Consider the following 25647-nt stretch of genomic DNA (forward strand, 5'->3'; position numbering starts at 1 on the left):
CATTATGGATAATGGTTACCTTTGGAGGATAATGTATCATTCATTAGAAATTATCAACCATTATAAAACTAAAATTTATATGTTATAAATATAGGACAAGGTGGTTAGACGTAAAAGTACATTAACTACTAGAAAAGTGGACAAGTTATTAAGTCCAAATATAGGAGGAATGGAAATGAAATCGAGAACATTATCAATATTAACATTATTATTAGTAGGAAGTACATTCGTAGGTGGAGTACAAGCTGAAGCTGCTGTAAAGACTAGAAGTCAAGTGAAAACTGTGAGTTATAGAACTATAAGTAACAATCAATATGGCAATGTAGATTATACTAAATTTATGAGTGGAAACTTTACAACTGACTTTGAAGCTATGAAAAAGATTATAATAAATCAAAATAATTGTACTACAGTACCAAGTGCACCGTCAAAAGACCAAGTAAAGGAACCAGTAGTGGAACAACCAACAACAGAACCAACTACCAAGCCAACGACACAACCAACAACAGGACAGGATACGGCAACTAAAACTCCTGTTACTGAAGCACCAGTTGTGCCTGAAACACCAGTAGTACCAGAGGCACCAGTTGTTAATGAGAAGTTTATGGCTCAAGTTGAACAAGCTATATTTAATAAAGTAAACGAAGAGAGATCTAAAGCTGGAGTAGCGCCTTTAACTTATAACAAGACTATGGAAAAATATGCTAGAATTAAATCTCAAGATATGGGAGATAAAAATTATTTTAGTCACCAAGACTTAAGTGGAAATCTTATAACAACTAAAATGAAGGCTGATGGAGTTTCATATAGAGCTTGGGGAGAAAATATAGCATATATAGGGGGCGTATCTGACCCAACTGCATTAGCTAATCAATTTATGACTAACTGGATGAATTCAGAAGGTCATAGAAAAAATATACTATCAACTAATTTTGAAAGTATAGGTGTAGGTGTATATAAAGCTGGTAATAGAGTTTATGCAACTCAAGAGTTCTATAAATAATAACAGATAAATTTTAAAAATCAAATATACATTTTCCCATAAAATTAAAAAATGTCCCTTATTGCAGATAGTAAAGCTGCAATGAGGGATATTTTTATTAACTTTAATTTTACTAGTTTTTATTTCTTGTAGTAGTAAATTCAGTATATTTCTCTATGAAGATTAATATATTTTACTATATAAATTATTAGTTTAGGAGGAAGATATGTCTAGAGGTAGGGGTAAGGAGGATAAAAAGACAGCTAAGAATGCTGGCAAGGATAAGAAGGGTGACAAGAAAGTTAAGAATAAGAATGAGTTAAAGAAGAAAAAATAAACATAGTATTTTAAATCTATAAAAAAGTATAAGGGCTATCTCAAAGTTGAGATAGTCTCTTTATTTACTATAAAAAATAATTAAATTAATAAAAGTATTTAAATTCATACTATAACACATAATAAATATATATTAATTAATGTTAAAGGAAGGGATTTTATGGAAGAAAAAAAATGTGTTAAAGTAATACCTCTGGGGGGATTAGGTGAAATAGGTAAAAATATTACTGCTATTGAATATGATAAAGACATTGTAGTTATAGATTGTGGTATAGCATTTCCAGATGAAGAAATGTATGGGGTTGACTTAATCATACCTGATATAACTTATTTAATGGATAATAAAGAAAGAGTAAAAGCTTTTGTTCTTACTCATGGACATGAAGATCATATTGGTTCATTACCTTATATTTTAAAACAACTAAATATTCCGGTGTACGGAACTAGATTAACATTAGGTATATTAGGTAATAAACTAAAGGAACATTTTTTAGAAAATGAATATACCCTTAAAACTGTGGAAGCTGGAGAAACTATAGAATTTGAAGATATTAAAGTTGAATTCATAAGAAATACCCATAGCATAGCTGATTCTTGTTCCTTAGCTATACACACTCCTATTGGGAACATAGTCCATACTGGAGATTTTAAAATTGATTATACACCTATAGATGGTTTAGTTATGGATTTAGAAAGAATATCTGAATTGGGAAAAGAAGGGGTATTGCTTTTAATGGCAGATAGTACTAATGTAGAAAGACAAGGTCATAGTTTATCAGAAAAGTCTATAGGACAGACCTTAAATAGAATTTTTTCTACAGCTACTGGAAGAGTGATAGTTGCAACCTTTGCCTCCAATATACATAGAATGCAACAAATAGCTGATGCTTCAGTTAAGTACAAAAGAAAAATTGCCTTTAGTGGTAGAAGTATGGAAAATATATCTACTGTAGCTATGGAGTTAGGTTATTTACATATTCCAGAAGGAACTATGATAAATGTAGATGACATAAGAAATTACAGAAATGAAGAAGTAACTATAATAACTACAGGTAGCCAAGGAGAGCCTATGGCAGGCCTTGCGAGAATAGCATTTTCAAATCATAGAAAGATTCAATTAGAGCCTGATGATCTTTTTATTATCTCAGCATCTCCTATACCTGGGAATGATAAGCTTATATCTAAAGTTATCAATGAACTCTATAAAAAAGGCGCAGATGTTATCTATGAAGCTTTAGAAGATATCCATGTATCTGGGCATGCTTGTCAAGAAGAGTTAAAATTAATACATTCATTAGTTCATCCAAAGTATTTTATGCCTGTTCATGGAGAATATAGGCATTTAAAACATCACAAAGATCTGGCTAAAAGTTTAGGTATGGAAGATAAGAATATATTTATAATGAATACTGGAGATATACTTCAGCTTTCTGAGGATGAAGCAAGAATATCTGGTAGGGTTCATACTGGAAGGGTACTTGTAGATGGTATAGGAGTGGGTGATGTAGGCAACATAGTACTAAGAGACAGAAGGTATTTAGGTCAAGATGGTATGGTTGTCGTAGTTGTAACTATAGAGAAGGAAAGTTATAGTATATTAGCAGGACCAGATATTATAACTAGAGGTTTTGTTTATGCCAAGGAAGCAGAAGATATGATCAATAAGATTAGAGATATAGCAAGAGAAGAAATTGAAAATTCTTTAGCAAATAATCAGATAGAATGGTATGTATTAAAGACTAATGTAAAAAGATCCATAGAGAGATTCTTATATGATGAAACTAAAAGACGACCAACTATATTCCCAATAATTATGGAAGTATAATATACTAATGTTTAAATAACGTGCTACAGATAATAGTTCTCTGTGGCATGTTATTTATTTTATAATAGCTATTAGTAATATTTAAATCCTAATTTAATAAATTTATACTATACAAATTTATTAAATTAGGAGGGGTATTATGGAAGAAAGAGTTATAAGTGTGAAAGGAAAGGGTAAAGCATCAATACCACCAGATACAATAGAAATTAATATGATATTAACTACGTTAAAACCTACCTATGAAGAAGCTATGAATGCTGCTAGTAGAGACTTGGATGAATTGAGGTTATGCTTAAGGAGTGCAGGTTTTGATAAAAAAGATATAAAGACTACTAATTTTAGAGTGGACACTAAGTATGAAAATATTTCTGATGCAAATGGAAATTATAGGAGAGTTTTTGTAGGATATGAAGTTACCAATAACTTAAGAATTGAATTTGAGCAAAATGCCATGATGTTAACTAGAGTCCTTAATGCTCTTGCAGGTTGCAAAGCAACACCTGAGTTTTCTATAAGGTATAGGGTTAAAGATGATACAGAAGTTAAGAATTTACTTTTGGAAAGGGCTGTAGAGGATGCAAGATCAAAGGCTAAAGTAATGGCAGAGGCTGCAGGGGTAAGATTAGGAAAGGTACTAAGTATAGATTATAGTGGGAGTGATATTCAATTATATAGGGATATTTATAGTATGAATAAGAATCTAATTTCTACAGGAGGAGCTCCAAACATTGATTTGCAGCCTGATGATATAGATGTAGAAGATACAGTGACTGTAGTTTGGAGGATGGAAAGTTAATTTATTATGGTATTATAAGAGTAGTTAAGCCTTAGAAATAAGGCTTTTTTTATAAAATCATTGAAAAGTATATGGAGTTATTGATACAATTATTTACATATAAGATAAAAGGGGGTAAGTGGATGAAGGGTTTTTTTAGAAAAAAGTCAGTTATCATTTTTATTATAGTAATTCTTGTAATAATAGCTGCTGTATTTGGGGTAAATTATCTAATGGATAGAAAGTCAGGAAAGTTAACAGCTAAAGAAAATCAACAGGAAATAAAATCAATTAATGAAGAGATATCAAAAGAAGATTCTAAGGAATTGAAGCCAGCAGATTATTATCCAGAAGCAGATGTTTATGATATAATGCATAGAATGGCTAATACTAAGATAATTGCAGAGAATAATAAAATTTGGGGAGAATTATCCATGGAAAAAGAAGAAATTCAAAATTTAAAAAGTATTGTAGAAAAGATAGATTATGAGGATAGAGAAAAACTGTTAGATATTTTAAATAGATGGGAAAAAGGAGATTTCTCTCAGGCAGATAAGGATCATAATTATGTATGGGAAAAGTTAGGTGGAACTATAGGACGAGCTGTAGGTATAAAAGCTGATTAAAAGGTATAGAATTTTTATTCTATACCGTTTAATATTTTTTCACTAATATGGCTAGAATACAAAGGCAGATTAGAATTTTAATTATATATTTAGATTAAATTTTATGTTAATTTCATATAAAATATTTATAAAAGTTATTAGCTAGATGCAAGCTAATGAAAGTATAGATTAAATTTGATATAATAATTAGTAATTAGGAATTATTATATTAACAATAGTTAAGAAAGAGTGAAGATAAATGAATAAAAAAAGTCATCAAACAAAGTGGAGACGATTAGATAATACAGCAAAAATATTTCCTGTCATTGCTAATGAAAACTTAAGTAATGTATTTAGAGTGTCTGTCACTTTGAAGGGAGATGTAGTACCAGAAATTTTACAGCAAGCATTAGAAGAGGTACTTCCATGGTTTGATGGATTTAACGTAAGGCTTAGAAGAGGTTTTTTTTGGTATTACTTTGAAACTAATAAAAAAATGCCCATAGTAGAAAAAGAAGCTACTTACCCATGTAAGTATATAGACCCACATAGTAATCAGCAATTTTTATTTCGTGTATCTTACTATGAAAAAAGAATTAACTTAGAGGTTTTTCATGCCATTACAGATGGAATGGGTGCTATTAACTTTTTAAAGGAACTTACTTATCACTATGTAGAACTACTTAAAATCAAGGATTCCTCTAAAAAAGTTACAAGGAGACCCAGTAGTGAATGTATACTTGATACTGAGGATAGTTATTTAAAAAATTATAAGAGGTTAGCTAAGAAACCTTATAGTACTAAAAAGGCTTATCAGTTAAAGGGAGAAGTACTATATCTAGATACAGTAAGTGTTATTCATGGTTATGTTGACCTAGCAGGACTTAAATCAAAATGTAAAGAAAAAGGAGTAAGTATAACTAGATACTTATTGGCGTTATTGATATGGTGTATTTATGAGGAATACTTAAATAAGCAAAAACATGAAGACCCTATATCAATTAATTTACCTATTAATCTTAGATCTTTCTTTGATTCTACAACTACTATGAACTTCTTTGCTGTAACAGCCATAGAAATTTTATCTGATGGAAAAGAGCATAGTTTTGAGGATATTCTTTTTATGGTAAATAAGCAGATGGATGAAAATATAACTAAAGAGAAGCTAGAAGAAACTATTTCTTATAATGTATCCAACGAGAAAAAAACTTTAGTTAGATTTGCTCCACTAGTCCTTAAGTATATTGCATTACAGTTAGTTTACGGAAGAATAAGTAGGGGAAATACTATGACTCTATCTAACTTAGGATATATAAAGGTTCTCCCAGAATTTGAGGAGTACATAGAGAACTTTCATTTTATTATAGGTGTATCTAAAAAACAAAAAATGAAGTGTGGAGTATGCTCTTATAAAGATAAAGTGGTAGTGACTTTTTCTTCAGTGTTAGGAGATACATATTTGCAAAGAGCTTTCTTTAGAGCTTTAACTAAAGAAGGAATTGGTGTAACAATAGAAAGTAATGGTGTATTAAATGAAAAGGTGTAGAAGATGTCAAGTAAACATATTGGATGAAACCCATACTTGCCCTCTATGCAGGAGAGTATTAGAGTATGATGAAATGAATGAAGAATCCACAAGAATGTATCCTAATGTTGAGTTTGATATAGGTAAATATAACAAAATAAAAAGAATTTTTTTGTTTATATTAACTGTAGTTTCTGTAGTTTTAGGTTTTATTAATTATATTACCTACTCAGGAGTTATATGGTCTTTAATTGCGGTGGTTGGAATTATATATTTTGGAGTTACAGTTACCTATTCCATTATGAATAATGCTAATTTGGCTTCTAAAATATTAGTTCAAACCATAGGAGCTGGAATACTAGTTGTAGTCATTGATAATGTTACAGGATACATTGGATGGTCTGTGAACTATGCAGTCCCTGCAATGATACTATTTGCTAATTTAGCAATTGTGCTTCTTATGATAGTTAATCCCATGAATTGGCAAAGTTATTTTATGTATCAAATTGCTATTACTATTTTTAGCTTTATTCCTTTGATACTATTTTGGGTAAAATTAATAGATAGACCGTTTTTAGCTATTTTAACTAGTGGAATTTCAATTCTTATTTTAATTGGTACCATAGTTTTTGGGGATAGAAGCGTAAAAAATGAATTAATTCGCAGATTTAATACCTAGGAGACAGAAGATGAAAGAGAAAAAGATTAGTATTCGTGGAAATTTAGTTAGAGAATTAATTAATAATATTACAGATACTTCCTTGGGGGAACCAATTCAAACAGGAAAATTTAGAAAGCATCCTGTAGAACCACCTTGGAAGTGTCCTAATGGATATTTATATGAAAAAATAGAGTTAGATAATTTTGTTATGGAATACTTAAAGCCAGAAGAAAAATCTAACGGAAAAGTAATTCTGCAACTTCATGGTGGAGGCTACATTGGTCCCATGAAAAATGTGTATAGAAGATTTGCAGTAAATTATTCAGAACTAGGTAAAAATACAGAAGTTTTAACTATTGATTATAGAGTAGCTCCAGAGAATCCATTTCCGGCAGCATTAGAAGATGCAATAGCTGCTTATCAGTGGCTTATAGAAGAAAAAAATTTTGAATCAAAGAAAATCATGGTAGTAGGAGATTCTGCTGGAGGAGGATTAGCATTAGCACTGTGTCTTTACCTAAGGGATAATGAAATTTCCCTTCCGGCAGGAATTGTAGTTATGTCACCTTGGAATGATTTGACTCATAGTGGTACAAGTTATATAGAAAATTATGAGCTTGATCCTCTTTTTGGTAAGACTACAAACAATATGCTATATGATTCAGCATATTTAGGAGATAATGATCCTCATAACCCATATATATCACCAGTATATGGAGATTTTACAGGATTTCCGCCAATGCTTATGCAAGTGGGAACCCATGAAGTACTTTTAAGTGATACTCTTACCGTGGCAGAGAAGGCAAGAAATGAAAAGGTTAAAGTTAAATTGTCTGTTTATGAAGGTATGTTTCATGTGTTTCAAATGGCAGGAGATTTAATTCCGGAAAGTAAAGCGGCATGGAAGGAAGTTGGAACTTTTATAAATAAAATTTGGAAAACTAAATAGTGATAATAGATTTAACTATTTTGGGGAAGGGGAATAAATCATTGAATATTATTACTGTAAACAATGAAAATATTGAAAAGGAACATATTTGCTGTGCTATTGCTGATAAGAAAGGTGAATGCCAAGTGTCATCGAAGAAAGCATGGATGAAGGCTAGGTTCGCTGATGGATTGGTATTCAAAAAAGGTGATGTAAGAGGTAAAGTTTTTATTGAGTATATACCTGCAGAGAAAGCTTGGTGTCCTATTATTGCAGAAGAGTACATGTTCATTAATTGTCTTTGGGTATCTGGTCAATATAAGGGTCAAGGGATTTCGAATAAATTATTAAATGAATGTATTATATATAGTAAAAACAAAGGAAAAAAGGGATTAGTAATCCTATCTTCAGATAAAAAAAGATCCTATTTAACAGATAAAAAATATCTGATTCATAAGGGGTTCTTAATTGCAGATAGAGCAGAGCCTTATTATGAACTGTTATATTTACCTTTTAAAGATGGAGAAAGTAAACCTTCATTTAAGTCATGTGCAAAGGAAGGTAAAATAGATGAAATGGGATTTGTACTTTATTATAGTAATCAATGTCCTTTTACAGCTAAGTATGTGCCTCTTGTTGAGGAAATTGCTAAAAGTATGAATATTAATATGCAGGTTAAGAAATATGAAACTAAAGAAGAAGCTCAAAATTCACCAACACCATTTACTACCTATAGTTTATTTTATAATGGAGAATTTATTACAAATGATATCTTAAGTGAGAAAAAATTTATTAAAATATTAGAAGAAAATCAAGATTACAGTAAAGTAGAGGTATAGAATAAATGGCATTAAGAAAAATTAGACTTTCAAATGATGAGATATTAAGAAAAAAAAGCAAAGTGGTTGAAAAGGTAGATGATAGAATTAGATTAATCTTAAATGATATGGCAGATACTATGTACAATACAGAAAATGGTGGTGGCTTAGCTGCTCCACAGATAGGAATATTAAAAAGATTAGTTGTAATGGATATGGGACAAGGATTGATAAAATTAGTTAATCCAAAGATAATCTACAAAGAAGGGGAACAAAATGTGGTAGAGGGTTGCTTAAGTATACCAGATACTTGGGGAAAACTAAAAAGACCAGCAAAGGTTATAGTGCAAGCCTTAGATGAAAATGGTGAGGAGGTTACATTTACCGGTACAGGTGACTTAGCAAAATGTTTCTGTCATGAGATTGATCACTTAGATGGAATACTCTTTACGGATCTTGTAACAGAATACATTAGGTAATTATCTTTTAAAATAAAAGTATCCTATACTATTTAAAGAATAATATAGGATGCTTTTTTAAATTATGTTATATAAAAATTATAATAGCCTTGAATGCGTTGAATGTGCAAATTAATTTATGTAAAATAAAGAATATTATAACAATATATTTTATTATGATATATAATTAAATAGATGTTTTATGGTAAAGAGAGGTACTTAATGGTGGATGAGCAAAATATACAGAATGAAATGATAAGTAAAGAAAAGTTAATAGAGTTTGTTGCTCCTTATTATAAAAATAAAGATATAATGCATGGCTTATCACATATTGAAAGAGTTCTAAAATATGTTGAAAGATTAGTGAAGAGCATTGATTATAAAGTTGATATGGATATTTTATTATATGGTGCATACTTTCATGGCTTTATATATAATAGTGAGAAAAATATAATTCAATGGTTACAGTCACAGAATATGTCTCAGAGTATGATAAAGAAAATTATTAATGCTTCAATAGAATCACAAAAGGATGAGGAAGCTATCACTATAGAAGGAAAAATTCTTCATGATGCACACATGATAGAAGGTGGAAAAACATATTTAATTGTTAAATCACTTATAACAGGGTCAGTTAGAGGACAAACATTAGAAGAAACGATTAAATATATAGAAGATAATATACTTGGTAAGGGTACTTGTTATTTGCCAAAAGCAAAAAAGATCTATCGGGAGCAACAAGAGTTTGCTAAGGCTTTTATTTATGATTTAAAGGTGGGTTTAAAGTGATAATTACATTGGGAGGTTTTTAATTTGAATTTTGAAGTTGTTTTAAGAGAAAAGTACTTAGAAAATCCCTGCTCACTTCAGCCAACGGCGTTATGGAAAACCATAAAGATGACTTCTGATTTTAAAAAGGAAATTAAAGTTAATAATAATGAAATTGTAAATCTTATTATAGAAAATGTGGATTTCAAGGAAATGATATTTGACATATTTTAAGAAGAAAATTATAGATAAGGCTTATTTTCAAAATTAATGAATCTTTAGTACAGGTGCTTTTATATAGCAAAATTCCTGAAACCCGCATGAATAGAACAACTATTTAACTATTTACCTATTTAACTAGTTTCATAGTTAAATAGTAGAAATTTTAAATAGTTAGGAGAATATTTATGTATAATATACGCTATGCTACTATTGATGATGCAAAAATACTAGGAGAAATTAATATTGGTAAGGAGCTAAAAGAGTATCGTTATGTAAAAGAAATTGAACAATTAAAGGTGGTGACTTTTAGGCAATGAGCCTAAAAATAAATTATGACAATTCATAGAGAAAAAGTAAATTCTAGAGGTGAGACCTTGGAAAAATTTTTAGAAAGGTATAATCCTGAGAAATATAAGAAACCTGCAGTGACGGTGGATACTTTAATATTTACTGAGAAAAAGGTGCATGAAGAAAAAAATCAACTACAAATATTGCTAGTGAAGAGAAAAGATCACCCTTGTATAGGTAAGTGGGCAATTCCTGGAGGGTTTGTGAATATGGATGAAGATATAGAGGCGGCAGCTCTTAGGGAATTGAAAGAAGAAACTAATGTGGATGATGTTTATCTAGAGCAACTATATACCTTTGGAGACGTAGGAAGAGACCCACGAGATAGGATTATAAGTGTTTCATATGTTGCATTAGTAGATTATGATAAATTAAAACCTAAGGCTGGAGATGATGCAGCAGAGGTGGCTTGGTTTAGAGTTGAAAAAAACTTATTATACTCTAGTCAGGAAGAAGGTACCTACAGACTAATTTTTTATAATGAAGAAAGAAAAATAAAAATAGAATATTTAGTATTAGAAAAGAGTGTTAAAAAAGGAAGTGGTAGAAGCAGAGAAGTATATATAAAACCTTCAATGGAAAATACAGACTTATTAGCTTTTGACCATGAAAAAATGATTAATTTAGCTATTAACAAGTTAAATATTCTTAGGTAAACTAATACACTTATATTTTAAAATTGTTAAGCAAATGAGGAAATAATCTTTGTTTGTAACACTTATTACAGCAATTTATAGTGCCATGTGATATTATATTACAAAATGAAGAAATAAAGGATAAGTAAGGAATGGTGAAGTCTTATGGATGAAAAATGGATTAATCAGTTAATGACCATTGAATTATTTAAAGATATTGAAAAAGAAGAACTTAAAAGTGTATTAAGCTGTTTAAAGTCTAGCATAAAAACCTATAAAAAAAGAGATATAATAACTATTGAAAAAGACAAATTAACTGGGATAGGAGTAGTTTTGGAGGGTGAAGTAAGTGTTAGTAAGGAAACTTTAGATGGGGATAGAGTTATGATGTCAAGAGTAAAAAGAGGAGATTTATTTGGAGAGATAGATGCTTTTTCTAAGGATGGATGGCTTTCAACTGTAGAGGCATATACTGATTGTACTATCCTATTTTTGCACCCAGATAAGATTGTAGGAGTATGCAATAAAGCCTGTGAAGGACATAAAAATTTAATACAGAATATGTTACAAATAGTAGCTAAAAAAGCTCTTAGTTTAAATGAAAAGGTAGAAATTCTTTCATTAAAAAGTATAAGAAAAAAAATTAGCACATACTTGATTCAGCAATATAGTATTAATAACAGTCTTACCTTTGATATACCTTTAAAGAGAAATGAATTAGCTGAATATATACTTGTATCTAGACCTTCCCTTTCAAGAGAATTAATAAATATGAAGGAAGAAGGAATTATAGATTTTCACAGAAGCTCCTTTAGAATAATTGATCTAAAAAGTTTAAGAGAATGTCTAGGATAGCGAGTTATTCAAGAGAGGCTTTCTCAAAATAGAAAAATCTATTTTGAGAAAGCCTCTTTTGATAAATCTATAAATAATCATAAAATTTACAAATATCTAACAATGGTATCCTGAGATACCGAAATTAAGTGTGAAATTACATATTATATTAATATAGATTAAAAAAACCAATTAAAACAAAATTTAAAAGGAGGTTTTTAAATGAGTATGTTTTGTTATCAATGTCAAGAAACTGCAAAAGGTACAGGCTGTACAATAAGAGGTGTATGTGGAAAGACAGATAAGGTTGCTAACTTACAAGATCTAATGATTTATTCACTAAAGGGAATTGCTATTTTTCAACAAAAAGGATTAGAGATAGGTATAAGATTTCCTAAGGCTAATCATTTTATAGTAAGTGGACTATTTATGACTATTACAAATGCTAATTTTGATGATTCTGCATTTGTTGAAAAAATAAAGGAAGCTATAGAACTTAGAGAAGAAGTTAAGAAAGAATTACTGGATAAAGGAATAAATTTAGGAGAATTACATGATGCTGCTACTTTTGTAGTAGAAGGTGATTTAGAACTTTTAGAAAAATCAAAGGCTATTGAAGTTGGAATATTAGCTACTGAAAATGAAGATGTACGTTCTCTTAGAGAATTAATTATTTATGGTGTAAAAGGTATGGCAGCATATGCTGAACATGCATTAAATTTAGGAAAAGAAAATGAAGAAGTTTATGATTTTATGGTAAAGGCATTAGTAGCTACATTAGATAATACATTAAGTGCAGATGAACTAGTTGCCCTTACTTTAGAAACAGGTAAATTTGGTGTGGATACTATGGCAATGCTAGATGCTGCCAATACAGGTACTTATGGAAATCCAGAAATTACTGAAGTAAATATAGGAGTTAGAAATAATCCTGCTATATTGATATCAGGACATGATTTAAAGGATTTAGAAGAGCTTTTAGAACAAACAAAAGATACAGGAGTAGATGTTTATACTCATGGTGAAATGTTACCAGCTCACTATTATCCATTCTTTAAGAAATATTCTAATTTTGTAGGTAACTATGGTAATGCTTGGTGGAAACAAAATGAAGAATTTGAACCTTTTAATGGGCCAATACTATTTACAACAAATTGTATAGTACCACCAAAGGAAAGTTATGCAGATAGAGTTTATACTACAGGTGCTACTGGATATTCAGGATTTAAATATATTAAAGATAGAGAAGATGGAAAAGCTAAAGACTTTAGTGAAATTATAGAACATGCTAAAAAATTACCATCACCTAAAGAAATTGAAAAGGGTAAAATTGTAGGCGGTTTTGCTCATGCACAAGTATTTGCTTTAGCAGATAAGGTAGTAGAAGCTGTTAAATCTGGTGCTATTAAGAAGTTCTTTGTTATGGCTGGTTGTGATGGAAGAATGAAATCAAGAAATTATTATACAGAGTTTGCAGAAAAATTACCAAAAGATACAGTAATATTAACTGCGGGATGTGCTAAATATCGTTACAATAAATTAAACCTTGGCGATATAGGTGGAATTCCAAGGGTTTTAGATGCAGGACAGTGTAATGATTCTTACTCATTAGCTGTAATAGCTTTAAAATTAAAAGAAATATTTGAACTAAATGATGTAAATAAACTTCCTATAGCTTATAACATAGCGTGGTATGAGCAAAAAGCTGTAATAGTACTTCTAGCATTACTTTATTTAGGAGTAAAAAATATTCATCTAGGACCAACACTTCCAGGATTCTTATCACCAAATGTAGCAAAAGTATTAGTAGAAACTTTTGGGATTGCAGGCATAGGAACTGTGGATGAAGATTTAGAAATGTTTTTAGGATAATATATTTACCCCTGATTAACCCCTAATATATTTATCCTAAACTTATAAATATATCATTAAAAATAAGGGTATTGACTTTATATATTAAGTTAATACCTTTATTTTTGTATATAAGTTAATCTATATGAATGAAATAATAATATAGAAATATATTCTAGTGTAATATATAATTTAAGTTAAATAATCTTGCAGAAGAGGACAAGAACTGCAAGGCTCAATGTAATATAACTTGATATACTTTTATTAAAGGAGGGATAGATATGGAACTTTTAGACAAAATGAATAGAGCCATTGAATATATTGAAACTAATCTAACAAATAAAATTGACTATGAGAAAGTAGCTAATGAAATTGGATATTCAGTGCATCACTTTCAAAGAATGTTTTCTTTTATTACTGATATTTCAATGGTAGAGTATGTTAGACGTAGGAGGATGACTATGTCAGCTTTTGAATTGCAAAACAGCTCTATGAAGGTTATAGATATTGCACTAAAATATGGATATGAATCACCAGAAGCTTTTACTCGTGCATTTCAAAATTTGCATGGAATTACTCCTACAGCAGCAAGAAGTAAGGGAATTAGTCTAAAGGCTTACCCACGTATATCCTTTCAAATTTCTATTAAAGGAGTAAGTGAAATGAAGTATAGAATTGAAACAAGAGAAGCTTTTCAAGTTTATGGCATTGAAAGAATATTTGACATGAATTATGATGAGAATTTGAGAGAGATACCAAAGTTTTGGGATGAGGTATTAAGTAATGGGGAATGTGACAAATTAGCTGAATCTACAGGTAACTTAAACAATCAAGGAGAGTTATGTCCAGTAAATGCAATATGCGATTATAGGAAAACTGGTGGAACTACTTTCCCATATATGATATGTGCTTTAAAGAGTGATAAAAGTGATACCACAGGTTATAAAATAGTAGAGATTCCATCAGCCACGTGGGCGATTTTTACTTCAGAGGAATATGATATTGATGATATTAGTACTGCTTTTCAAGATTTAAATAAGAGGGCACACACTGAATGGCTACCTACATCAACTTATAATAAATTAGAAGGTTATGATTTAGAAATGTATTATGAAAAAGAGAGTGGTAAAGGCTATTGTGAATCTTGGATTAGAGTAGAGTCTAAAACTGAATAAGGATATATAAATAAGGATCAGCTATAAATTTATAGCTGATCCTTATTTATTATACTAAAAGTTCTTCCATATTCCATATCTGAGTTGCTAAATCTTTATAGAAATCAACTTCATGGCAAACTAAAAGGAGAGTACCCTTAAAATCAATAAGAGCTTTTTTTAGTTCAGCCTTAGAGATAGCATCTAAATGGTTAGTTGGCTCATCAAGTAAAAGCCAATTTGTTGGAGTTAAGGTAAGTTTGCAAAGTCTAACCTTTGATTGTTCTCCGCCACTTAAAGTTTTTAGTTTTTGGTTCATATGCTCATTTTTAATACCACAACGACCAAGGGCTGCTCTTATTTCACTCTGAGATTTTTTAGGAAAAGAATCCCAAACTTCCTCAAGAGGAGTATGGTCTGAACCATGAACCTGTTGCTCAAAGTAAGCTGGGTACAGATAATCTCCAAGCTTTATATCACCATCTATTGGAGGTATTACTCCCATTATGGTCTTTAAAAATGTGGATTTACCTATGCCATTACAACCTGTAATGGCAATTTTTTCACCTCTTTTTAAAGTAAGATCAAGATTTTTTATAAGTGGATAGCTATAGCCAATGGTTAGACTAGAGCTTTTCATCACAAGGGAAGCAGAGGTTCTTTTAAAATTAAAGGAAAAACTAGGTTTAGGTGAAATTATTTTTGGTTTTTCTAGTTTTTCAATTTTATCAAGAGCCTTTTGTCTACCTTTAGCCATTTTTGCAGTAGAAGCTCGAACTTTATTTTTATCAATAAAGTTCTGAAGCTTTTGAATTTCCTTTTGTTGAGCAGTATATTCAGCTATATATCTTTTTCTTTCCTCATCTTGTAGTTTTAAGAAGTTATCATAATTTCCCATATACCTTTTTATAGAGGAAAACTCTAGATTGAAAATTACATTTGTAATTTTGTTTAAAAAGCTAGTGTCGTGGGATATGACCACAAAAGCATTTTTATAGTCATGTAGATATTTACATAACCACTCTATATGCTCTTTATCTAGATAGTTAGTAGGCTCATCTAAAAGTAATATATCAGGAGCTTCAAGAAGCAGTTTTGCTAACATAACCTTAGTTTTCTGACCTCCACTTAAATTTTTAAAGGGAGTATCCATACCAAGGACAGTTATACCAAGCCCTTTACACATAGTTTCAATATGCTTTTCAATATTATAAAATTCACTAGAATCCAGTCTATCTTGAAGATGACCTAATTTATTGATTAATTTATCATAGTCATCTACATCCCCGGTAGCTAATTTATTACTTATGGCTAAGAGCTTTTCTTCTAATTCATAAAGATTTCTATAGGATTCCCTTAAGATTTCTTTTATGGTTAAATTTTCGTTTATATCAGAATTTTGTTTAAGATATCCAATCTTACAGGAAGAAGCTTTAGTAAAAGTACCTTCATCGCAGATTAATTTTTCAGTTAAGATGTTAAACAGGGTAGTCTTACCAGCACCATTAACTCCAACAAGACCAGCGTGTTCGCCTTTTAGTAATCTAAGGGACATATTTTTAAAAATAGTTTTATCTCCAAAACTAAAGCTTAGATTTTCAATATTTAATATACTCATGTCTTTATACCTCCGTAAAATAAAAAAAGGAAAGAGGCTTTGCTCTTTCCTTAAATTTCATGCAAATTAATGCAGTGAAAATTATATTCTAAATCATAGTAGAGTGAAAAATTAGATCTCATATTAGCTATAACAAAATAATAGTGTAGTGATACTAATTTAAATTTTATATGATTTAGAGTATTAAAAAAGAGTCTTATCCTGTAAAAGATAATTCTATTCAAATGTTTAGGTAAAAAAGGGCGCAGTTATCCCGTTATTAACCTAAAACACTTACAAGAACTACCATTTTACACAATTCGACTCAACCTCTTTCTTTGCATTAATTTATTTTAAATATAATAATATTCAATATATTTATTATTACATATATACATAAATATTATACCATAGTAGCTGAAAAAGTAAATACAGTAATAAAGTTACTTTTGATTTTAAACATACTCCTTATACTAATGCTAGTAAAGAGTTTGTAAGTGAGAGATAAAGTAGGTAGCAGATCTTATGGATAATACTTATTGTAAGCGTTAATAAGTACTAACAGGACAATTGTATAAATTAGTAAGAATTCAATAATAGCATAAAAGTACGAAATACTGCGGATCTAAAGCCTTAATTAATTTCCCTAATCATAATATAATAGGATTAAGAAATTTAAATGAAAATTTCATGAAAGAGGGATAATTATGAAAAACTTAACATTAAGAGATGCAACGGAGGTGGATGCCCCCATTATCGCTGGTCTTATATATGATACTGAGGAAATTCCAGATCATGTTTGGGGCCAGGGTACTAAAGAGGATATTTTGAATAGGATTCAATGGTTAGTATTAAGTAAGGAATCTAGATATTCCTATTTAAATATAAAGGTAGCAGAATTAAATGAAAATACCTGTGGAGCTATAATTCTTTTGAACAGTGAAGAAATATCTGATTTAGATATAAAAACTAGTTTTAAATTACTTCATATGATAAAAGGAATTAAAGGAAAAGTAAAATTTATAAAGGACCTTATTTTAGGAATGTACTTAAAAGAGGGTGGAGATAGAGAACTGTATATAGCAAATTTAGCTACGACTAAAGAAGTTAGAGGTCTTGGAATAGGAAAAGAGCTAATGAAGCTAGCAGAAAGGGTAGCTAAAGAAGAAGGATATAAAGGTTGTTCACTGCTAGCTAAGGATGAGAAAGTAAGAAAGTTCTATGAAAACTTAGATTATAAATTTGAAAAAGAAGAAAAGTACTTTTCTCAATATTTATATAGAATGGTAAAAATGGTTTAAAGTTATATATGTAAATTATAAGGACTAAATGTCCATGATATATATTACCTATGAAAAAAGTCTTGTCATTTCTAAATGACAAGGCTTTTTTCATTATATGGTATTTCTAACTTTAAATACTTCTTTATTCTTAATATATACTCTAGGAATTCTGGATTTAATTCTGCAAAGAATTTCGTAGTTTATTGTGCCTAAGGCTTTTGCCATATCATCAGCGTTAAATTTTAAGTCTCCTTCTTCACCTAAAATAATAACTTCATCACCAGTTTTTACATTTTCTATGTCTGTTACATCAATCATACACTGATCCATACAAATTCTACCTAGAATACTAGCAAATTTACCATTAACAATTACCTTAGCATTTTCACTTAATGCTCTAGGATAACCATCTCCATAGCCTATTGGTAGTGTAGCTACAATAGTTTTTTTATTAGTTTTAAAGGTTTTACCATAACTTATATACATATCCTTATACAATTCTTTTACATGAGCTATCTTTGCTTTCAAAGTTAGAGCTGGTTTTACTGAAATGTTATCCTTAGAAACTTCGTTAGAAGGGTAATAACCATAAAGTATAATACCTGGTCTCACGCCATTTAAATAAGTTTCAGGCATATCTATAATTGCTCCACTATTAGAAATATGTTTTAATGGAATTTCAATTCCAATAGCTTTTAAATCCCCCATAACCTTTTTAAATTTAAAAAGTTGTTCATTGGCATAGGTTTTGTCTTTTTCATCAGAGGTGGAGAAGTGAGAATATATTCCAATCACCTCTAAACCTTCTAAGTTATAAACTTCATTTATAGTTTTAACGGTATCATCACCAGGGAGAAATCCTATTCTACCCATACCAGTATCTATGGCAATATGGATTTTAGCTTTTTTATTAAGGCTTATGGCTATTTTTGATAGTTCCTTTGCATAATCTAAATCATATACTGTTTGCTCAATATCATAATTTATTAGCTCTTCGCCTAAGTATAAAGGAGTATAGCCTAAAATTACTATAGGAGCATTAATATTATTTTCTCTAAGCTCTATGGCTTCTGTCAGCATTGCTACAGCGAGTCTAGAGGCTCCACTTTCTAGAAGTGTAGGAAGAACATCTACAGCTCCATGTCCATAGCAATCTGCTTTTACGATAGCAATGAGTTCTTTATCTCCAATTAATTTTTTTATATTTTTTGTGTTAGTGGCTATTGTATCTAAATTTATCTCAGCCCATACAGGTCTCATTATTTTTTCCATTGTTACACCTCGTAATTTCTTTCATTATTTCTAGTAAGCTATTTTAGTTATATTCATTAAGAATTTACTTCGTTATATCAAGTGAAACTTACCTTATACTATTATTTTAGTATAATTACATTAAATCACAAGAACCAGTTAGTACAGGATTTATTGATAAGGTGGTTTACTTAGCTTTTTTATATTATCACCAATTATTTTTATTCCTACTTTGATATCTTCATCACTTACTCTACCAAAGCCTATTCTAAAGCAGTCCTTGCCTTTGCCACTATTTATATAAAAGATATCACCAGGCATAAATAGCACATTATCCTTATAACATATATCTAGAAGTTGTCTTGCATCTATATTATTTTTAAGCTTAATAAATATATGAAGGCCACCTTCTCCAGTAACATATTCATAAGGGATGTATTCATTTATCATTTCCATAACCAGATTATACTTATCTCTATAATATTTTCTTACATTTTTTACATACCTACTAAAGGCTCCACTTTTTAAGTAATAGTAAAAGGAAGCTTGATCAAGGAAAGAACAGTGAATGGTTCTACCTCTTTTTACACTTTCTAAAACATCAATTAAATCTTTACTTGCTAAAATCCATCCAATTCTAAGGCCTGGAAAGAGTATTTTAGAAAGACTGCCAATATAGATTATACTATTACCCATGCCACTTAATGATGCTATGGGATCGATGGGAGAGCTAGAGTATAGAAGCTCTTCATTAAATCCATCTTCAATTATAGGTACAGAGTACTGTCTAAAAAGATTATAAATTTCTTTTCTTCGTTTGGTTTTGGTTACAATACCTGTAGGATTATTATAAGAAGGGATTATATATCCAAATTTAGGATTATACTTTTCAAGCTTCATTTGTAAATCTTCTAAATCCATACCTTCTTCATTCATTTTTACCTGGATAACTTCAATTTCATGGGATTTCATAATTTTTAATGCTGTATTATGGGTAGGTTCTTCACAAAGGATTATATCTCCTTTTTTAGTTAAAGAACCTATAATAATATCAAAGGCTTCAGTAAAACCGTTAGTGATTAATATATCTCTACCTTCAGTATTAACTCTTTTTTCCTCCATATACTGAAGAAAATATTGGATTAAAGGGGCATATCCCTTAGCATATCCATAGTTTAATAGGTTTTCTTCCTCATAAGTCCAAGCATCTAAGAGAGCTCTTTTAAAGTCATCCATATTAAAGAGACTAGGTTCAGGAGCAATAGATTTAAAGGAAATCGTATTGTTTTTATAGGGAAGTTCACTTTTAATAATATCAAGATTTCTAAGGGTATCAGCATAATTGTTAATCATATTCATAAAATTAATATTATATTCTTCACAGGTGTTTTCAGTCTCCATTAAAATAAAGGTACCAACACCCCTCTTAGTAGTTATTATTCCTTTGCTTTCCAGTTCTTCATAGGCAGCAATGACAGAATTCCTACTTATGTTTAAAAGCTTACTTGCTTCTCTTGTGGAAGGTAGTTTACTATCTTTTTTTAATTCACCCTTTTTTATTCCATTAATGATATGTGTCTCTAGTTGCATATAAATAGGTTCATCCTTATTTATAATTAGAGTAGAAAATATCATATTTAACACCACCTATTTTTTTATTAATTGTATTCTTATAAAAGTTATCATAAGAATGCAAAGTAAAAAAGATTCAAGTTTGCATTGGTTATCTTTACAAAACCAAACAAAAGAATCACTTAAAAATAGTTTATTAGAAAAATAAGTTAGTTTCAATAGAAAAACAAGAATAATTGTTGTAGAATATTAATAGAAATTTTGAAATACTTAGGAGGACATCATGAATAGTTTAGTTATTGTATTTTTATTAGCAGTAGTAGGAGGGGTTATTGGATGGGTAACAAACATATTAGCTATAAAGCTTATGTTTAGACCAATTAATCCAATTAAAATCCCATTAATAAATTTAGAGATAGTAGGATTAATTCCAAAGAGAAAAAATGAAATAGCACAAAATATTGGAGAAGTGGTGGCAAAGGAATTATTGTCAATTGATGATATAATAAAAAATGCAATCACAGAAGAGGATAAGGTTATATTTAGTCAGTTAGTTAAAAATAAAATAAGAAATTTAGTGGCAGGAAAGATGGATTTTGTGCCAGCACCCTTTAGGATCATGGTTCAAGGACCAATTAATAACATTATAGAGGAAGAAGTTGATGAGGCTTTAAAGGAAATGGAAAGTGAAGCTGTTAATCATATCAAAGATAAAGTAGATATTAAAGAAATGGTTGAAGAAAAAATAAATGAGTTGGATTTACAAGAACTTGAAAGAATTATTATAAATGTAGCTAAAAAGGAATTAAAACATATTGAAGTTTTGGGCTTTATCTTAGGAGCTGCAATAGGTATAGTTCAAGGATTAGTGGTTATGCTCTTTAAATAAGAATATACATAATTATAGATAAGCGGTTGATATGAAGTATAAAATATGATATGTTAAATTAAGAATTTAATAAAAAATCCACAGAATTCTGTGGGAGAGGTTCGTAACCATCCCTCTATAAAAAACTAGGGAATAAGACTTATATGGTCGTGCTATACCCTTAGTGCGACCTTTTTTAGGTTGTATTTTTTATGCCTTGGGATGGAGCTCAAGGCATTTTTTGTGGTTTCATTAAGAAAGGAAGAGAAAAAATGGACAAGAGAAAAGTAATAATAGATTGTGATCCAGGAATTGATGATTCATTGGCTATAATCCTTGCACTAAAATCAGAGGAGATAGATGTTAAAGGAATAACTATAGTATCGGGGAACGTCCATGGAAAAAAAGGGGCAGAAAATGCATTAAAAATTCTTAAAGAACTGAATAGGTTAGATATACCAGTGTATCTTGGGGAATGCGAACCTATGGAAAGAAAATTAATTACTGCAGAGGATACCCATGGAAGTGATGGACTTGGAGAAAGTTTCTTACCAAGGGTAGAGGAGGTAACCTATAAAGAAGGTGCCGTAAATTTTATTCTAGATGAGTTAAAATCAGAGAATATCACAATTATCGCATTGGGTCCTTTAACTAATATAGCAAAAGCTTTAGAAAAAGATTGTGAAGTTACAAGAAAGATGAAGGAGTTAGTTCTTATGGGAGGAGCTTTTAAGAGCTTTGGGAATTGTTCTCAAGTAGCAGAGTTTAATTTCTGGGTTGACCCTCATGGTGTAGAAAAAGTCTTTAAGGAATTAAAAAGGAAGATTACCATGGTGGGATTAGATGTTACTAGACAATGTGTTTTAACTCCCAATTATATTGAGATGATAAGACAGTTTAATGAACCTCTTGGAGAGTTAATTGTAAAGATAACTAAATTTTATGTTGACTTTCATTGGAACCAAGAAAGAACCTTAGGATGTGTAATTAATGATCCACTAGCAGTGGCATATTTTATTAATCCTGAATTATGCTCTGGAAAGGAATATTTTGTAGATATAGTTACAGAGGGAAAAGCCATAGGAATGACACTGGTGGATGAAGGGGATTTTTATAGAGAAAAACCAAATTGTCTAGTGTTAACAGAAGTAAATTCAAAAGGATTTATGGAAATGTTTCTAACAAGAATTTTTCCCAAAAATAAAGAAGATATAATAGCAGTTTTAAATAATTCTAAATATGGACTAAGTTAAGAGGAGGAAGGTTAGAAATATGGATAGTAAAAAGAATAAGAGAATTATTTTTATGGGTTTAGCAGTAGCTATAAACTTAGTAGGAGGATTTATAGCATTATCATTAAAACTTCCAATTTACCTAGATACTATAGGAACTATTTTAGTTTCAATATTATTTGGACCAGTAAGTGGAGCTGTGGTTGGAGGATTATCATCAATTATTAATGGTATAACCTTTGATCCTATTTCATTTTATTTTTTACCAGTGCAATTAGTAGTGGGGATATGTACAGGAATGTTATTTAGAGGTAAGAAGGTTGGAGTTTTAAAGTTGATTTTAAGGATATTACTAGTTACAGTTTTAGGATCAGCAACAGCAGCAGTTATTGCTTCCTTTGTTTTTCAAGGTGTAACTTCCTCAGGTTCAAGTATTTTAGTTGCAATACTTAAAAACTCTGGAATTAGTATTATTACAGCAGTTTTTTCTACTCAGATTTTTACAGATTTATTAGATAAAGCTGTGGGCTTTGGATTAGTTTTTACAATTATTAAAATGTTACCATTAGATATTAAAAGTAATATTGTTGGGGATGAATAGTATGGATAGATATAATATAATAACAGGGAAGAATAGAAGAGAAATAGTATTACTAAAGGCCTTTCCATGTGTTTGGGGGAAGTGTACATTTTGTGATTATATAGAGGATAATTCAACAAACTCTTCAGAAATCAATGATATAAATAAAAAGGTGTTAAAGGAAGTAAAAGGAACATATGGTACCTTAGAAGTGATTAATTCAGGAAGTTGCTTTGAATTACCTATTGAAACCTTGGAAAGCATTAGAAAAATAGTAATAGAAAAGAATATAAAAAAGATGTTCTTAGAAAGCCATTGGTGCTATAGAAGTAGATTACAAGAAATGAGAGATTTCTTTGGAATTGAAGTTATTTTTAAAATTGGAGTTGAAAGTTTTGATAGTAATTTTAGAAATTTAGTGTTAAATAAAAATGCTAGATTTAAAGACTATAATGAAGTTAGAAAGTATTTTAGTTCAGTATGCTTAATGGTAGGAATAAAAGGCCAAAGTAAAGAAATGATTAAAAAAGATATTGATATAGTATTAAGTCATTTTCATTATGGAACAATAAATATATTTACAGAAAATACTACGGATATTAAGAGAGATGAAGAATTAATAAGTTGGTTTGAAAAGGAATATAATTTCCTTAAGGATGTTAGTAAAATTGAAGTGTTATTTGAAAATACAGATTTTGGAGTAGGGGATTAATTTTAAGAATTGCCTTATTAAAAGATATAATATACGAGATGAGCTAATCACTCACCTCGTATATTATTATATTAACGAAAATTCAATAATCTTATCTAGTAAAGTTGAATATTCCATGTTAGCAGCTTTTGCACTTTTGGGGAATAGAGAATTTTTGGTCATACCAGGTAAAGTGTTTAGTTCTATTACATAGGGTTTATAATTACTCACCATTATATCTACTCTTGCGTAGGCTTTACAATCAAAGATTCTATAACATTTTTTAGATATTTCATTGATTTCGTTTTCAAGGGATTCTGAAAGAATAGCTACTTCCTCTAAGGTATCTGTATCATTGTACTTAGATTCATAATCAAAGAAAGTTCCTCTATGGATTATAGATAGAATAGGTAATGTGTCACCATTCAATAGGGGAACGGTGTACTCGCTACCATTTATATATTCTTCTATAATTATTTCATCACCATACTTAAATCCTTCTAAAATAGCATTCCTCAGTTCTTCTCGGCTATAAACTAAAGAAATTCCAATACTTGAACCACCACTGTTAGGTTTAACTATCATAGGGTATTTTAATTCTTCTATCTTTTTTAAATTTACACCTTCATGTTTGTATAGATTAATTCCCTTTGCTATAGGAATACCCTCAGCTTTAAGAATTCGCTTACATTGTTTTTTATTCATGCAAAGGGCACTAGTCAAAGGATTACTTCCGGAGTAGGGAATTCCTACACTTTCCAAGATACTTTGAATAGCACCATCTTCTCCAAATTCCCCATGAAAGGCTAAAAAAGCAAAATCTAAGTCGTGAATTTTATCTATAACTTCGTTTTTAGAGTTTATAATCATAGGAATTACTTCATATTTATCTCTATTTAGGTTTTTAATTATTTCTTCTCCAGATAAAAGGGATATTTCTCGCTCAAAGGAAATTCCACCCATTAATACTCCAACTCTCATATATACATCTCCTCAAATTTATATTCTTATACTATAATAATATTTCAATGAAAAAAAATAGAAAGTACCATTAAGTAATGGATTTTAGATAAGGGTGGTTTAAGAAGGCAGCTTAATTTTTAAAATTGTCATTTTATTTGTATTGCTAGTACATAAATGAGTTTACATTATATTATAAATTATATGGAATATAAGTACCGCATGGTGTATAATTATTCTCAATATAGGAATATAATGGATGACATTGGTGTATGTATGAACAATTTATATAGCAAACATGAATTACATCTAAATTTATCTATGGATAGGTAAAATAATTGTTTAAAGCATATCAATATTTTATATAGGAGGAGAAATGAAAAGAAAGATATTTATAGGAATATTAGTCATAGTAGCAATAGGGATAATATATATCATTTATCCTAAACAGGGAACTTTTGAAGAGTTTGTTATAAATAGGTATAACATGGATAATTGTACTAGTGTAACCTTTTTTTCTATAAAAGGAGGAATTGATTCATCTGAATCATGGAATATATATAAAGAAGAAAAGACAATGAAATTTATAGATTATATGAAGAGTGTGAAAATGAAGGAAAATAGAAGTAGTGATTATGGAATGGAATATTTGATGACAATTATAGGATCATATAAGGAAGAGGGGTCAACAGGTCCAATAAGAATTGATATAGCTTGGATTAATGAAAAAGAGATTATGATAAGTTATAAAGGACAAAAAAGAAAGTATTATAAAATAGTAGATGAAGACTTTAGTATGGACAAGATTAAAGCATTACTAAAAGATGGGTAATGCTTTAGGGCAATATAAATAAGAATTTGTTAGAATAGTCCTTAGTATAATAATCC

The 25647-nt window shown here is 29.8% G+C and carries 26 protein-coding genes and 1 riboswitch; of the genes, 22 read left to right on the top strand and 4 right to left on the bottom strand.

The window, feature by feature from the left end:
- Positions 1-175: 175 nt before the first annotated feature.
- From B2P65_RS12345 to B2P65_RS12420, 16 genes are all read left to right on the top strand, one after another.
- Entirely contained in the window at positions 176-1003 is an 828-nt protein-coding gene (locus B2P65_RS12345) for a CAP domain-containing protein (RefSeq protein WP_346880232.1), read from the top strand.
- A gap of 475 nt (positions 1004-1478) precedes the next feature.
- Positions 1479-3143 carry a ribonuclease J gene (locus tag B2P65_RS12350; protein ID WP_346880233.1) on the top strand — a complete coding sequence of 555 codons (1665 nt, stop codon included), beginning with the start codon at positions 1479-1481 and terminating at the stop codon, positions 3141-3143.
- Between the two features lie 139 nt (positions 3144-3282).
- Complete coding sequence (locus B2P65_RS12355) at positions 3283-3939, top strand: SIMPL domain-containing protein (RefSeq protein WP_346848005.1); 657 nt, start codon at positions 3283-3285, stop codon at positions 3937-3939.
- A gap of 122 nt (positions 3940-4061) precedes the next feature.
- Positions 4062-4544 carry a DUF6241 domain-containing protein gene (locus B2P65_RS12360; RefSeq protein WP_346848006.1) on the top strand — a complete coding sequence of 161 codons (483 nt, stop codon included), beginning with the start codon at positions 4062-4064 and terminating at the stop codon, positions 4542-4544.
- Positions 4545-4782: 238 nt separating this feature from the next.
- Positions 4783-6069, top strand: a complete 1287-nt coding sequence (locus B2P65_RS12365; RefSeq protein WP_346880234.1) for a hypothetical protein — start codon at positions 4783-4785, stop codon at positions 6067-6069.
- Positions 6056-6727, top strand: a complete 672-nt coding sequence (locus tag B2P65_RS12370; RefSeq protein ID WP_035129438.1) for a DUF6320 domain-containing protein — start codon at positions 6056-6058, stop codon at positions 6725-6727. The genes B2P65_RS12365 and B2P65_RS12370 overlap by 14 nt, the downstream gene beginning before the upstream one ends.
- Before the next feature lie 10 nt (positions 6728-6737).
- On the top strand, positions 6738-7658 hold the full coding sequence (locus tag B2P65_RS12375; protein ID WP_346878768.1) for an alpha/beta hydrolase: 921 nt from the start codon (positions 6738-6740) through the stop codon (positions 7656-7658).
- Positions 7659-7699: 41 nt separating this feature from the next.
- On the top strand, positions 7700-8476 hold the full coding sequence (locus tag B2P65_RS12380; protein ID WP_346848009.1) for a GNAT family N-acetyltransferase: 777 nt from the start codon (positions 7700-7702) through the stop codon (positions 8474-8476).
- A 5-nt stretch (positions 8477-8481) separates the two neighbouring features.
- Positions 8482-8934 carry a peptide deformylase gene (gene def, locus B2P65_RS12385; protein ID WP_346848010.1) on the top strand — a complete coding sequence of 151 codons (453 nt, stop codon included), beginning with the start codon at positions 8482-8484 and terminating at the stop codon, positions 8932-8934.
- Positions 8935-9135: 201 nt separating this feature from the next.
- Positions 9136-9702: a hypothetical protein gene (locus tag B2P65_RS12390; RefSeq protein ID WP_346848011.1), complete on the top strand. Its 567-nt coding sequence runs from the start codon at positions 9136-9138 to the stop codon at positions 9700-9702.
- 24 nt (positions 9703-9726) lie between these two features.
- Positions 9727-9915, top strand: coding sequence for a hypothetical protein (locus B2P65_RS12395; protein ID WP_346848012.1), 189 nt, complete (start codon positions 9727-9729; stop codon positions 9913-9915).
- 173 nt (positions 9916-10088) lie between these two features.
- The gene (locus B2P65_RS12400; RefSeq protein ID WP_346848013.1) at positions 10089-10220 is read left to right on the top strand and encodes a hypothetical protein; all 132 of its coding nucleotides are present in this window, start codon (positions 10089-10091) and stop codon (positions 10218-10220) included.
- 57 nt (positions 10221-10277) lie between these two features.
- Complete coding sequence (locus B2P65_RS12405; protein ID WP_346880235.1) at positions 10278-10907, top strand: NUDIX hydrolase; 630 nt, start codon at positions 10278-10280, stop codon at positions 10905-10907.
- 144 nt (positions 10908-11051) lie between these two features.
- The gene (locus tag B2P65_RS12410; protein WP_346880236.1) at positions 11052-11741 is read left to right on the top strand and encodes a Crp/Fnr family transcriptional regulator; all 690 of its coding nucleotides are present in this window, start codon (positions 11052-11054) and stop codon (positions 11739-11741) included.
- Positions 11742-11942: 201 nt separating this feature from the next.
- Positions 11943-13592 (top strand): hydroxylamine reductase, encoded by a 1650-nt coding sequence (hcp, locus tag B2P65_RS12415; protein ID WP_346880237.1) that lies wholly within the window; start codon positions 11943-11945, stop codon positions 13590-13592.
- Positions 13593-13852: 260 nt separating this feature from the next.
- Positions 13853-14746, top strand: coding sequence for an AraC family transcriptional regulator (locus tag B2P65_RS12420; protein WP_346880238.1), 894 nt, complete (start codon positions 13853-13855; stop codon positions 14744-14746).
- Between the two features lie 49 nt (positions 14747-14795).
- Here the strand turns inward: B2P65_RS12420 and B2P65_RS12425 are convergent, their stop codons facing one another.
- On the bottom strand, positions 14796-16343 hold the full coding sequence (locus tag B2P65_RS12425) for an ABC-F family ATP-binding cassette domain-containing protein (RefSeq protein ID WP_346880239.1): 1548 nt from the start codon (positions 16341-16343) through the stop codon (positions 14796-14798).
- Between the two features lie 686 nt (positions 16344-17029).
- Between B2P65_RS12425 and B2P65_RS12430 the strand changes: the two genes are divergently transcribed.
- The gene (locus B2P65_RS12430; RefSeq protein ID WP_346848019.1) at positions 17030-17623 is read left to right on the top strand and encodes a GNAT family N-acetyltransferase; all 594 of its coding nucleotides are present in this window, start codon (positions 17030-17032) and stop codon (positions 17621-17623) included.
- A 93-nt stretch (positions 17624-17716) separates the two neighbouring features.
- Here the strand turns inward: B2P65_RS12430 and alr are convergent, their stop codons facing one another.
- Positions 17717-18877, bottom strand: a complete 1161-nt coding sequence (alr, locus tag B2P65_RS12435) for an alanine racemase (protein ID WP_346880240.1) — start codon at positions 18875-18877, stop codon at positions 17717-17719.
- 150 nt (positions 18878-19027) lie between these two features.
- The gene (locus B2P65_RS12440) at positions 19028-20491 is read right to left on the bottom strand and encodes a PLP-dependent aminotransferase family protein (protein WP_346848021.1); all 1464 of its coding nucleotides are present in this window, start codon (positions 20489-20491) and stop codon (positions 19028-19030) included.
- Between the two features lie 220 nt (positions 20492-20711).
- On the opposite strand from B2P65_RS12440, the gene B2P65_RS12445 reads away from it, so the two are divergent.
- From B2P65_RS12445 to B2P65_RS12460, 4 genes are all read left to right on the top strand, one after another.
- Positions 20712-21317 (top strand): DUF445 domain-containing protein, encoded by a 606-nt coding sequence (locus B2P65_RS12445; RefSeq protein ID WP_346848022.1) that lies wholly within the window; start codon positions 20712-20714, stop codon positions 21315-21317.
- 90 nt (positions 21318-21407) lie between these two features.
- Positions 21408-21452: riboswitch (PreQ1 riboswitch) on the top strand.
- A gap of 116 nt (positions 21453-21568) precedes the next feature.
- Positions 21569-22549, top strand: coding sequence for a nucleoside hydrolase (locus B2P65_RS12450; protein ID WP_346848023.1), 981 nt, complete (start codon positions 21569-21571; stop codon positions 22547-22549).
- Positions 22550-22568: 19 nt separating this feature from the next.
- Positions 22569-23129 (top strand): ECF transporter S component, encoded by a 561-nt coding sequence (locus tag B2P65_RS12455; protein ID WP_346848024.1) that lies wholly within the window; start codon positions 22569-22571, stop codon positions 23127-23129.
- Between the two features lies 1 nt (position 23130).
- Positions 23131-23820, top strand: a complete 690-nt coding sequence (locus B2P65_RS12460; RefSeq protein WP_346848025.1) for a radical SAM protein — start codon at positions 23131-23133, stop codon at positions 23818-23820.
- A gap of 66 nt (positions 23821-23886) precedes the next feature.
- On the opposite strand, the gene B2P65_RS12465 is transcribed toward B2P65_RS12460, so the two are convergent.
- Positions 23887-24780: a D-alanine--D-alanine ligase gene (locus B2P65_RS12465; RefSeq protein ID WP_346848026.1), complete on the bottom strand. Its 894-nt coding sequence runs from the start codon at positions 24778-24780 to the stop codon at positions 23887-23889.
- A 355-nt stretch (positions 24781-25135) separates the two neighbouring features.
- Here B2P65_RS12465 and B2P65_RS12470 point away from each other — a divergent pair, with 355 nt between their 5' ends.
- Positions 25136-25591, top strand: a complete 456-nt coding sequence (locus B2P65_RS12470; protein WP_346880241.1) for a hypothetical protein — start codon at positions 25136-25138, stop codon at positions 25589-25591.
- Positions 25592-25647 lie beyond the last annotated feature (56 nt).

Origin of the sequence: Clostridium sp. UBA3061 (assembly GCF_002367465.1) — a bacterium.
Lineage (GTDB): Bacteria > Bacillota > Clostridia > Clostridiales > Clostridiaceae > Clostridium_J > Clostridium_J sulfidigenes.

Coding starts and splice junctions, on each gene's coding strand:
- B2P65_RS12355 (WP_346848005.1), top strand. CDS start 3,283: ATGGAAGAAAGAGTTATAAGTGTGAAAGGAAAGGGTAAAGCATCAATA.
- B2P65_RS12370 (WP_035129438.1), top strand. CDS start 6,056: ATGAAAAGGTGTAGAAGATGTCAAGTAAACATATTGGATGAAACCCAT.
- B2P65_RS12345 (WP_346880232.1), top strand. CDS start 176: ATGAAATCGAGAACATTATCAATATTAACATTATTATTAGTAGGAAGT.
- B2P65_RS12470 (WP_346880241.1), top strand. CDS start 25,136: ATGAAAAGAAAGATATTTATAGGAATATTAGTCATAGTAGCAATAGGG.
- B2P65_RS12360 (WP_346848006.1), top strand. CDS start 4,062: ATGAAGGGTTTTTTTAGAAAAAAGTCAGTTATCATTTTTATTATAGTA.
- B2P65_RS12445 (WP_346848022.1), top strand. CDS start 20,712: ATGAATAGTTTAGTTATTGTATTTTTATTAGCAGTAGTAGGAGGGGTT.
- B2P65_RS12410 (WP_346880236.1), top strand. CDS start 11,052: ATGGATGAAAAATGGATTAATCAGTTAATGACCATTGAATTATTTAAA.
- B2P65_RS12400 (WP_346848013.1), top strand. CDS start 10,089: ATGTATAATATACGCTATGCTACTATTGATGATGCAAAAATACTAGGA.
- B2P65_RS12425 (WP_346880239.1), bottom strand. CDS start 16,343: ATGAGTATATTAAATATTGAAAATCTAAGCTTTAGTTTTGGAGATAAA.
- B2P65_RS12365 (WP_346880234.1), top strand. CDS start 4,783: ATGAATAAAAAAAGTCATCAAACAAAGTGGAGACGATTAGATAATACA.
- B2P65_RS12430 (WP_346848019.1), top strand. CDS start 17,030: ATGAAAAACTTAACATTAAGAGATGCAACGGAGGTGGATGCCCCCATT.
- B2P65_RS12440 (WP_346848021.1), bottom strand. CDS start 20,491: ATGATATTTTCTACTCTAATTATAAATAAGGATGAACCTATTTATATG.
- hcp (WP_346880237.1), top strand. CDS start 11,943: ATGAGTATGTTTTGTTATCAATGTCAAGAAACTGCAAAAGGTACAGGC.
- B2P65_RS12375 (WP_346878768.1), top strand. CDS start 6,738: ATGAAAGAGAAAAAGATTAGTATTCGTGGAAATTTAGTTAGAGAATTA.
- B2P65_RS12460 (WP_346848025.1), top strand. CDS start 23,131: ATGGATAGATATAATATAATAACAGGGAAGAATAGAAGAGAAATAGTA.
- B2P65_RS12420 (WP_346880238.1), top strand. CDS start 13,853: ATGGAACTTTTAGACAAAATGAATAGAGCCATTGAATATATTGAAACT.
- def (WP_346848010.1), top strand. CDS start 8,482: ATGGCATTAAGAAAAATTAGACTTTCAAATGATGAGATATTAAGAAAA.
- B2P65_RS12350 (WP_346880233.1), top strand. CDS start 1,479: ATGGAAGAAAAAAAATGTGTTAAAGTAATACCTCTGGGGGGATTAGGT.
- alr (WP_346880240.1), bottom strand. CDS start 18,877: ATGGAAAAAATAATGAGACCTGTATGGGCTGAGATAAATTTAGATACA.
- B2P65_RS12465 (WP_346848026.1), bottom strand. CDS start 24,780: ATGAGAGTTGGAGTATTAATGGGTGGAATTTCCTTTGAGCGAGAAATA.
- B2P65_RS12390 (WP_346848011.1), top strand. CDS start 9,136: ATGGTGGATGAGCAAAATATACAGAATGAAATGATAAGTAAAGAAAAG.
- B2P65_RS12450 (WP_346848023.1), top strand. CDS start 21,569: ATGGACAAGAGAAAAGTAATAATAGATTGTGATCCAGGAATTGATGAT.
- B2P65_RS12455 (WP_346848024.1), top strand. CDS start 22,569: ATGGATAGTAAAAAGAATAAGAGAATTATTTTTATGGGTTTAGCAGTA.